Source organism: Phaeovulum veldkampii DSM 11550, assembly GCF_003034995.1.
In the GTDB taxonomy this organism is placed as follows: domain Bacteria; phylum Pseudomonadota; class Alphaproteobacteria; order Rhodobacterales; family Rhodobacteraceae; genus Phaeovulum; species Phaeovulum veldkampii.
This window is the reverse complement of the sequence record NZ_PZKF01000059.1, coordinates 1-9,659: the sequence shown is the minus strand read 5'-3', so window position 1 is coordinate 9,659 and position 9,659 is coordinate 1. Positions and strand designations below refer to the sequence as shown.

At 54.7% G+C, this 9,659-nt stretch carries 8 protein-coding genes; all 8 read right to left on the bottom strand.

The features are described from left to right. On the bottom strand, positions 1–1,103 hold a 1,103-nt coding region (locus C5F46_RS14915; protein WP_146160245.1), incomplete at its 3' end, for a hypothetical protein. After that, the gene (locus tag C5F46_RS14910) at positions 1,096–1,785 is read right to left on the bottom strand and encodes a hypothetical protein (RefSeq protein WP_181317769.1); all 690 of its coding nucleotides are present in this window, start codon (positions 1,783–1,785) and stop codon (positions 1,096–1,098) included. The genes C5F46_RS14915 and C5F46_RS14910, both read right to left, overlap by 8 nt. A 24-nt stretch (positions 1,786–1,809) precedes the next feature. Beyond that, positions 1,810–2,535 carry a sulfotransferase family 2 domain-containing protein gene (locus C5F46_RS14905; protein ID WP_107326121.1) on the bottom strand — a complete coding sequence of 242 codons (726 nt, stop codon included), beginning with the start codon at positions 2,533–2,535 and terminating at the stop codon, positions 1,810–1,812. Between the two features lie 243 nt (positions 2,536–2,778). Further along, complete coding sequence (locus C5F46_RS14900) at positions 2,779–5,490, bottom strand: glycosyltransferase (protein WP_107326120.1); 2,712 nt, start codon at positions 5,488–5,490, stop codon at positions 2,779–2,781. Positions 5,491–5,492: 2 nt separating this feature from the next. Then, on the bottom strand, positions 5,493–6,821 hold the full coding sequence (locus C5F46_RS14895; protein ID WP_107326119.1) for a nucleotide sugar dehydrogenase: 1,329 nt from the start codon (positions 6,819–6,821) through the stop codon (positions 5,493–5,495). Between the two features lie 3 nt (positions 6,822–6,824). Further along, positions 6,825–7,934, bottom strand: a complete 1,110-nt coding sequence (locus C5F46_RS14890) for a polysaccharide biosynthesis/export family protein (RefSeq protein ID WP_107326118.1) — start codon at positions 7,932–7,934, stop codon at positions 6,825–6,827. Further along, positions 7,931–9,271, bottom strand: coding sequence for a capsular polysaccharide export protein, LipB/KpsS family (locus tag C5F46_RS14885; protein WP_146160244.1), 1,341 nt, complete (start codon positions 9,269–9,271; stop codon positions 7,931–7,933). The genes C5F46_RS14890 and C5F46_RS14885 overlap by 4 nt, the downstream gene beginning before the upstream one ends. A gap of 115 nt (positions 9,272–9,386) precedes the next feature. Further along, positions 9,387–9,659, bottom strand: a 273-nt coding sequence (locus C5F46_RS16775; protein WP_181317768.1) for a hypothetical protein, incomplete at its 5' end; no start/stop codon positions are given.

Below are 9,659 nucleotides of genomic sequence, written 5' to 3'. Positions count from 1 at the left end.
TGGGCGGCCTCCAGCGCAACGCGCGCATCCTCGGCCGCAGCGACCTGCTCACGAAGGCCGTCGGCCTCGGCGGTCACGGTGTCGAACTGCCCCTCCATCTCGGCCAGCGCGCGCTCTTGAGCCTCCTCCAGCGCAAGGCGCTCGCCATCCTTATCGACGATTTCCGCACGCAAATCGACCACAAGCATCCGCGCATCAAACAACTCGCTCTGAACCTGAGCGAGCTTTCGCGCACGCAGATCATAGGCTGAGTTCAGATCTTTAAGCGCTCCTTCGGCAGTGTCGCAGGCTGCCCGCGCATCTGCAGCACGCTGCTCGGCCTTCTTTCGTGCGGTGACGGCATCTGCCCCACGCACAGACGCAAGAAGCCCCTGCCCTACTCGTCGAAAGACCCTCTCAACCTCAGGGGGCAACGCCGTTTCTTCTGTGGCTGTGACCAGGGCTTCGAGCCGCGTCGGCACATCGCCATCGAACACAACGAGCAATAGGCCCATTTCATCGTCAAACCGCACACAACGTTGCGAATTCAGGAGGCGCTTAATGGCAGCACCATCTGCGCTGTTTTCCGCGATAGCCCTTATGCCATGCACGAACATCACGCCCGATCGCTTTACGGAGCGCGCAAACAGATCCGCTCTTTGACCCAATCCGCCGGGCGAAGCGGCAAGATCCAGCCACAACAAATCCAGCGCGTTCTGCGCCAACCCATCTGCGATGGCATCAGGATCACGGCTCGGAATAAAGCGTGATATTTCCTCGTATAGCATCTCCTGATGTCGCGCCAGATCAGCAGGCACCATGGTTGCAACCCCCTCAGAAGTCGCATCTTTCCAAAAACCGTAACCTGTGCATCGACCTTGGCCGTCCAACTTTTCCATCGCCTGGCAAAGCGCGAAATGAACCACGCCGTCTCCGACCCCAACAACGGTCGCCTGTCGCGGCCGAAGCGCGGCACAGACCCAAAACAACAACGGAAGATGCGCCAACGCGCGCGAGTCCATAAAATGCCGTGGCCGCCAGAAAAGGAACTCGAAAGCCGCTGGCGAAAATACATCGGTCGCCAGACGCGCCACCGCAGAATTCTCTGACATTGCCTTAGTCATGGACACGGCCCCCATGCGAACCTGCTTCCGATTGCTGCGTCAGCGGCGCTTCGTACCGGCCGGATTTCTGGCCGTGATAAGTCGCCCTGAAGAAGTGATCCATCAAGGCCGGTGCCTCCGTGGCATCCCAGGTCCGGGGCGCCACCTCGAAAACCGCCATCCGCCCGACAATTTCCGATGGCGTTAGAAAATCTTCCACCGAGTGATAGGCGGGGCGGGTAGTGTAATCGTCAAACAGCACCGTGACCGGTTTACGCGTGCGCAGCAGAACCGCCATGAAGCACGCGGGGCGGAATCGACCGTCGATCAGAACGACATCGGGTTGGCGGAAGAACGGTTCGTCCCAGATCGCCAGCGGATAACGGTGAAAGCGCGTCCAGGCGTCCGGGCTGACTGGCCTGCCCCATTCGCCGGTCGGACCGATATCGACATGATAGAGATGGGCCGGCGAGAGCAGATCGCGGGCGTCGATTTCAGCCTGAAGGCGGATGGCCCAGTTGCGGTCGGATTCGACGCTGAAAACCAGCTTGCCGGGTTGTTCCGAGGCGAGGATCGATGAGCCGCCGGAGCCGTATTCGAGGATGACATGTGCGCTTGTATAAGCCTTACGCAGAAATAAGCTTTCCCCTTCAGGAAAGCATAAATCTACCGTGAAGGTATTCTCAGAATAGTCTGTTTTCATAATTTTATTCCTCTGGTCTTATGCTTATCTGATGGCCGCGGCTCTAGCTCTTTCTATACGGGCAACCATCTCGACATAGACTGAATAGATGTCCATTATAAGATGCTTCAAAACCCGAAAACTGCTCCTTCCAACAGGACTTTGCCAGCCCGCCAGCTGGTTGGCTGGAATATCACACAGATTATCCAAAGTATGAGCGGTCGAAATACTACTGGGATTAATCGGCCGTTCGAATGTCGAAGCCAGCGATGGCAGCGTCCGGGCAAACCAAGAGTGAACAGTGCCCATCGGTACTGGGTCTGTGTAGGTAATATCGGCAAGATGCGATTTCTGGGGCCAGACATGTGGATCCAGCTTGCTGAAAGATGCACTAGTCAAATAATTTACAAAATCACGGAAACTCGCAGTGACCGGATCCCGAGAAGTTATTATGGAAAAATTCGAAAATATGTCCTCATTGCCTTTGCGATCAACAAACTTATTGAAATAAGTTGATACGGTCCGATCGAAGGGATCACGATAGATGAACAACGAATGGTCCCAACTGTCTGTGTTTGGATCGACTCTAAACTCAAATTCGCCCCTCGGACCCGAAGCATTACTCCGTTGCCGCATTAAGAGCTTAAATGCTGAGCATGCGTTCTTGCGTATATATGTATAGAAAACCTTCTTTCCGTCGTCATTAGGTATGGAAAAATGAAGTTGGTTACAGTAGAACTCATCTTCCTCATAGATCGGACGATAACTCATAATATGTCGTTCCTCATCACGGATTTATCGTATATATTCGAGATAAAATTGTGCCGCATGACAATCAGCTGGCAAGCAAAAGCCATGATTTTGACAGCTTTGAATTGCAGCACCATCGACTTGTAACAGTAACTATACAGAATGCCGCTCATGCTTTTGGGTATTCGCATTCTACTTTGCCGAGTCCGGCAAAGCATTATTGCTTGTGGTGAAAGCATTTGGCCTCTACTTCGACAGGTGCTGTTAATATCTATCATTTTTATACCTCGCTTTTGGTGCCTTCGCCTTCAACCATTTGAGCCTCTCAATTTTATGAGGCTTACCAAACCGCGCCAACGTCCCCGTACTATGCTTGCGGGTGTATCGATAGATAGGTTCGTCTATAAAGATCACCTCATGCGAACGGCACTGATCCATCAGCGGATACATCAACGCAACGTCGGTGCAAGTTTCCAGCCAGTTGCCCTCGTGGTCCAGCAGATCGGACACCTCGACAGCATCATAGAGGCGGCGCCGGAAGGTGCGCAGATGGGTTGCGTTGAAAAGCTCGATCTCGCGGGTGCGCTGATTGTCGATCTCCTCGGCGGTGTAGAACGTCTGCGGGTTGAGCTTGCCGTCCTGATCGTGCCAGTTGCCGATGGTCAGCAGACATTCCTGATTGTCGCGATAGCATTTTGCGACGGTGCGCAGGGCATGCGGCTCCAGCGCGTCGTCCATGTCGAGCAGCACAACGATAGTGTCGGGATCCTCGATAGCGCTGATGCCGACATGGCGGGCATGGGCGGGGCCGGTGTTGTCTGTGAGCCGGATCAGTCGAGCGTGTGGCAGAATGGCCGTACGGGTCAGATCCTCGTAGGTGCCATCGGTGGAATGGTCGTCGATCAGCGTGACGTCAAAGTTGTAATCCGCCGGCAGCTGCTGTGCGATCGAGCGTAGGCAGGTCGTCAGATACTCACGGCAGTTCCAGCCGTTGACGACGATATGGAAATGCAGATCCTCCTGTGCAAAGGTTGGGTCTGATCGCTTGTCTGAAGTGGGCAGCGGCGCAAGATGTATCACAGGGCGCCGCGCCGCGGTGATATCATCCGCCGCCTTCGCAACGTTTTCCGGCATTGCGATGCCGGCAGCCGCCAACGTGTCTTTGTCATAGCACCGGCCCAGATGCGCAGCCATTTTTCGCCGCAGCCGGCCCTTTTGCAAAACCGGGGCAATCGAGCTATTATAAGTCTTGAAATAATCGTCCGGGCAGGTCAGTGCTTCGCGATAAAGGCTTTTCTCGTGACGGATGTGTTCCGTCAACCAGTCTTGGCCGCGCGCAATGGAGAAAAAAGGCACGCCGCACTTTGCCGCTGCCGCCGCAAACCAAAGGTCGCACTGACCTTTTGTGGCGAACTCATCCAGAGATGGCCGAAAAATTGAACTATGCCAAGCTGCGGTACCAGTGCCAAGCAAGTCCACGAAATGCCCGGTAAATTGTTTTTTGAAAGCGAATACCTTGCGCTCGTCCAGCTGTGCAAACCTATCACGTGGAAAAATCACCCCATGCACGCCGACCACGCAAGCGCGCCCGAACATTTCAATCTGGTGGATCATGCGCGCAACATAGTCGTCGGGATATTTCAGATCATCGTCTAGTGTAAAAATATAAGAGTTGTCGTCTATGGGCAGATCGTGAAACTTTCCATTGTCGCGCAAATCCCCTTCAGCATCCTTGCCCAAGGTGACACGGATTTTCGGATCGTGCGCAAAATCTGGGATTTCGTCGTAATCATTCAGGTAAAGCCGCAGCTCATCAAGCTGCGGTAGAATCTTTGCCAATACTGCCCTTAGACTTTCGCGGCGTGCCGGAAAACTGGCCATCGCGCCGACACGCCTTTGCTTCAACGACGGTGATGCATTTTGCTTTTCAGCTCCCAGCTTGAATTGGCGAGACATCTGCGGAAAAGGTATATGCAAATTATACCTATTCTTTTTTTGCCACGCGCTGAAATTATCAGCATAAGCTTTTCTTTGTGGCGAGAGCGTGACCGTCAACTTACCATCTTGATAGGTAAACACCCGGCTGTGTTTGTTAGTCGTTAGAGACCCGTCGACTGTCCTTGTAAAATAAAGCTCATCCGGAATTTTAACAACCGCTTCAAGGCCATAGGTTCGTTGCAACCTCATCCGGAACTCACCATCGCCACTATACCGCACGGTATCATACCAACCGATACGCTCAATAACTTCGCGTCGCCAGATTAGGCTGTTCTCGCCGTGCTTCAAATCACTGACAGGCATTGCGAAATCGGGTGTCCAGCGTCGCTGTTGACACCGGCAAGCCATCGCATCCGGCACCACCTTCAACGCGTCCAGTTGCCGCGCAATCCGGTCAGGGGCCATGATATCATCGGAGTCTAGAATGGTGATGAAAGCCCCCTTAGAGTTCATCACGCCGATGTTGCGCGCATAATAGCAACCAAAATTACGCAAGAGTGAGATGACCTTGAGGTTGGGCATTGTTTGTGCAATCTGCCGAGCCAGCCTAACCGAACCATCGGTCGATCCGTCGTCGATCAGAATGACTTCGACCTCGACACCCTGCTGGGATAGCGCAGCGTGGATCGCACGCGTCAGCCATTGCTCATTATTGTGGCTGGGCATCAAAATCGAGACAAGCTCAGGGTGCCGTATGGGCTCGGATTTGGACAAAATGCCCTGTCCATACATTAAATCAAGTCGGGCTGGGTCGACCTCTTCAGCGAAATGCTTCGGCAGAGCGTAGTCAACTTTATCACTTTTTGAGACAAAGGATGATCGAGCTGGTCGATTTAGGATTTTTCCATAGGTCTGATAGTGCTCTGCTGGATCCATGCCAAGTAATGTTACGTCCGGATATGCACTCCGATACCAATCGGCATCAAACTCGTCTTTCGAATCCAGTGATCCGTTTTCCCATCCATTTTTTGATTTCATGGTCACAACCTCAAATCGCTATCTGCAATGTCAAATGCGGCCTTCATGTCGAACAACACCCCGCCGGGGCGGAGCAGGCCACGCAAGCGCCCCGCCCCCTGGGCCACGATGTTGGTATGCGGAACCGCCAGGATCACGGCGTCATAGGTCTGGGCAGCGTCCGGCAGGCTGGCTCCGACCGGCAGCCCGTATTCCTCCAATACTTCGCCTTGATCGGCCCAGGGATCGACAATCTCGGGTTCCATGCCCCAAGCGCGGATGTGCGAGACGAGTTCCACGACCTTGGTGTTCCGCGTATCCGGGCAGTTCTCCTTGAAGTTGAACCCGACCACGAGGACCCGCGCGCCCTTTACCGGCATGTTTCGCGCCACCATCGCCGTGACCAAGCGGACGACCGCGTTGCGCGCCATGCCGTCGTTGATCTCTCGGGCTGTCCGGATCATGTCAGGAATGAAACCCGTCGCCATGGATTTGTGCACGAGGTAGTAGGGATCAACCCCAATGCAGTGCCCGCCTACGAGACCGGGTCGAAGGCGAATGAAGTTCCATTTTGTGGCCGCCGCATCCAGGACCTCGTTCGTATCAATCCCGAGGTTGCTAAAGACGATCGACAGCTCGTTGATGAGCGCGATGTTCACGTCGCGCTGGGTATTCTCAATGATCTTAGAGGCTTCGGCCACGCGGATTGAGCTGGCCTTGAACGTGCCGGCCTCGATGATCCGGCCATAGAGTTCATCTACGAAGTCCGCGACTTCGGGGGTAGACCCAGATGTCACCTTGACGATCTTGCTGATCGGGCGATCCTTATCCCCGGGGTTGATGCGTTCTGGGCTGTAGCCCGCAAAAAAGTCGATGTTGTACCGGAGACCAGAGATCCGCTCGATGACCGGAATGCAATCCTCCTCGGTCGCTCCGGGATAAACCGTTGACTCATAAATTACGATCCCACCTTTGCGGATACAGCGGCCAACGACCTCGGATGCCGACAAAAGCGGCTGCAGATCCGGTGTGCGCGATTTCGTGATTGGGGTCGGCACTGCGACAATTAGGACGTCACACTCCAGCAGATCCCTTTCGGATGCAGAAAACCGAAGTCGCTCAGCTTGCTTTAGAGAATCGCAATCAAGCTCGCCGGTAATATCTAAACCAGAAGAAAGCTGCTCAACCCGAACAATGTTTATGTCAAAACCAATTGTTGCAATTTTCTTGCCGAACGCGGCGGCCAACGGAAGGCCAACATATCCCAAACCTATAACGCCAACGGTCAGATTGCCAACAGCGGGCAACTGCACAGCATCTGAGAATATTCGTGTGTCTTGTATTCTGTTCATTGGTCAGTTTCCCAAAGAACTTACGCTGCGTGCCGCGCCTAGAAGCGGCGACAGCATGATCGACACAAAGCGATTGAAATCAGCCGCTTCGGCCGAGGCTACATATGTTATGTCAGTGGGCATAAGCCTGAACGCGCTTGCGAGAAGAATTGCGTCGGGACGCGAGAAGTCCAACTGATAAGCTGTTGCCAAGCCGGCATCTGCAGAAGGGCGAAACACGAATACCGACCGTGTCTGCGCCACTCGATCATTGAGGCCGCCAACTTCTGCAAGAAGATAAGCGAGATGCGCGTCTTCCACGGGAATTTCGATATTGGCTGGCCGGCTCACGCCTCCGTACACTGCGAAGCGTCGCGGCTCATGTGAGACATGAACCGTGTCACCAGGCAGAATAACGATGTTGGTCGTCGAGCCACTGGCGATAGCTGACAGTAGAAGTGATGCCGAGGTTGCTCCGCGTTGTACTGAAACCGTGACTTCCCAAGGGGCTTGGGACACACCTCCGGTGCTCGCAAGAAGATCAAGCAGCCGAATGCCGCGCGGAGGTATTGCGATACGCCCTGGGCTCCGGACGTTACCCAGGACAGTAGCTGATCTGGCTTCCGTCGACGTGATCGCTACGGCGATTTCAGGTTCTACGGCCTGTCCTTGGTAGCGGGCCAGCAACTCGCTGCGGAGCTCAGCAGTCGTCAGACCCCGCGCCGCAATGGTGTCTGCATAAGGAACGCTGATGTTGCCGGAGTTCGAAACGCGCACGTTGAGAACGGTCTCGCGATTGCCTGCGGAGGCGAACAAACCGTCCTCCGCGACCTCCCAAATACGGATCTCTAGTTGGTCCCCAACTCCGACGACTTCATCTGACCCGCGAAACCCTTGAGTTCGAAACGATACCGGAAAGCTGGCATGTGCCTCTGACACAATTGGCAGGGTGGCAGCGGTGATTTCGACCACATGAAATGGCAGCGCGTCTTCATCGACGACAGCGCCTTCAGCAGTTACGCCTGTGATGGCACTCGCATCCGGGCCGAATGCAGGCATTGCCGAGCAGCTGGCGAGCAGAGACGACAGCGTGACCCAATACGCCACCCCCTTGTAAGCACGAGCCTTATTCATCCACGTGCCTCTTCTTGACCGCGAGGCGCGCGTTGCTGTTGCTTCAGCTTGCCCACGATGCCTGCGATTGCGATCTGCCGACCGCGCGACACATAGAAGTCGCCTGGGATGACGCTCTGCGACTTAAGCTCCGCGATAAACTCATCGACCAATAGGCGCGATTTCGCGTGCCTGATCTTGAAAAACGCAGAAATGTCCGCTTCGGTTTCGCCCAGGGTGACGATTGCATCATGACGGAATATAGCGTCGCCCAGGACCAGAACTGGGACGCCATGGTGCAGCGCAGAAAAGGCGGACGTCGAGTTGATGACAACCATGCCGCTCGACTGCTTGGTCAATTCTCCCATGCGACCCGAATGCAAGATTCTTATCCGATGACTAGAAATGCCAATTTCGGCCGCTCTACGAAGGATGAGGCGCTTAATTCCAGCACTTCCACGCTCCAGAGGGTGTAACTTGAATATGATCAAGGGAGCGTGCGGATTGGCTCGGAGCGCCATCAGGCTTGCTTCAATCAGCCGTGAAGTGGACCAGCCACGCGCGGCAGAAAGGATTTGGCTGTCGCTTGAAACCTGCAGCGGGATGAGCAGATTATCGCGCCGACGGCTCAGCGCTTGTCTAGTCGGGAACTCTATGATCCGTGCAGTGGACCTGCGGAGCAAGTGCATGGCCCAACTCAGGGCCAAGGGCAGGATCCTTTCTCGCTTTCTATGAAAAAGAAGCGCATCTGAGGGCTTCGACGCGAAATCTCGTACCAGATAGTAGGCTGCTGCCCAAAAACTCATGGTGGTAAAGGACGACGGTTGCGCGCCCGCAGCGGGGGCTGCATCTGATCGGCCACCCCGCGTCAGCAGCTTAGGGCGCCACTTCACCATCGGCGAATGCTGATTATTACCGCCCCGTTCGCAGCTTACATAGCCTGATCGAAGATAGCCTTCTTCCAGACTGAGCAACTCAATCCCGAAAAGATCCGCAAGACGGCGCGCGACCTTGTGCACTGGTCGGTTCGAGCCGAACAGGACGATGGCATCTGGTGCATTCTGCGCCAACTCAAAGCGCAGCCAAGTTTCCCATTCGCACAGGGTTCCGGTAAAATATGCGCAGTTTCGTTGAGGTGCGAAGAATTTGTCGCCGGCATTGAATACAACGCGGCGGGTTGCAAAATCAGCAACCGATAGGGCTTCCTGTAACTCAGCGAAGAACGGTCCCACGGGCCCCTGCAAGAGAAGAATGGAATTCTTCGGCTTTGACTGAACGAATGCAAGACTGCTCTGTGGCTTCACTGGCTCAACAAGCCCGCTAATGCGCCCGCCACTAAATGACCTTACGGCGTTCATGATCTCCCCCCCAATCACCACAAAAGAGGCGCTGAAAGAAAATCTGCCGTAAGATTGCGGCTCGCGGACACTGCGAGTAGGCAACCATTTCCCGGTGTGTGTGTTGGGGGGGGGGTCATTCTTGCAAACCACCGTAGTGCCTAGCAGCAAGAACAGGGTAAATATCCCGCATTAATTTCTCGGATGGAATGAGACAAACCTGAGACTTCTTCGCTCCGGGCTTCTCATCGAGAAGACCCAAGCGGCGAAGGGTCTTCAGCCGATTGATTATGCCTGCCGGACCAGAAAATGGCGTACGTACATTCGCAACAGCCTGATAGACCGGTAAGCCATGTTCACCATTCTGAATAATGATTAGCAGCGCTTCAAAGGCGCCCAGGTTAGCACT

Bases quoted from the DNA above. Each gene is read 5' to 3' on its own strand.
- C5F46_RS14910 (WP_181317769.1), bottom strand. From the start codon at position 1,785: ATGAAAACAGACTATTCTGAGAATACCTTCACGGTAGATTTATGCTTT.
- C5F46_RS14905 (WP_107326121.1), bottom strand. From the start codon at position 2,535: ATGAGTTATCGTCCGATCTATGAGGAAGATGAGTTCTACTGTAACCAA.
- C5F46_RS14900 (WP_107326120.1), bottom strand. From the start codon at position 5,490: ATGAAATCAAAAAATGGATGGGAAAACGGATCACTGGATTCGAAAGAC.
- C5F46_RS14895 (WP_107326119.1), bottom strand. From the start codon at position 6,821: ATGAACAGAATACAAGACACACGAATATTCTCAGATGCTGTGCAGTTG.
- C5F46_RS14890 (WP_107326118.1), bottom strand. From the start codon at position 7,934: ATGAATAAGGCTCGTGCTTACAAGGGGGTGGCGTATTGGGTCACGCTG.
- C5F46_RS14885 (WP_146160244.1), bottom strand. From the start codon at position 9,271: ATGAACGCCGTAAGGTCATTTAGTGGCGGGCGCATTAGCGGGCTTGTT.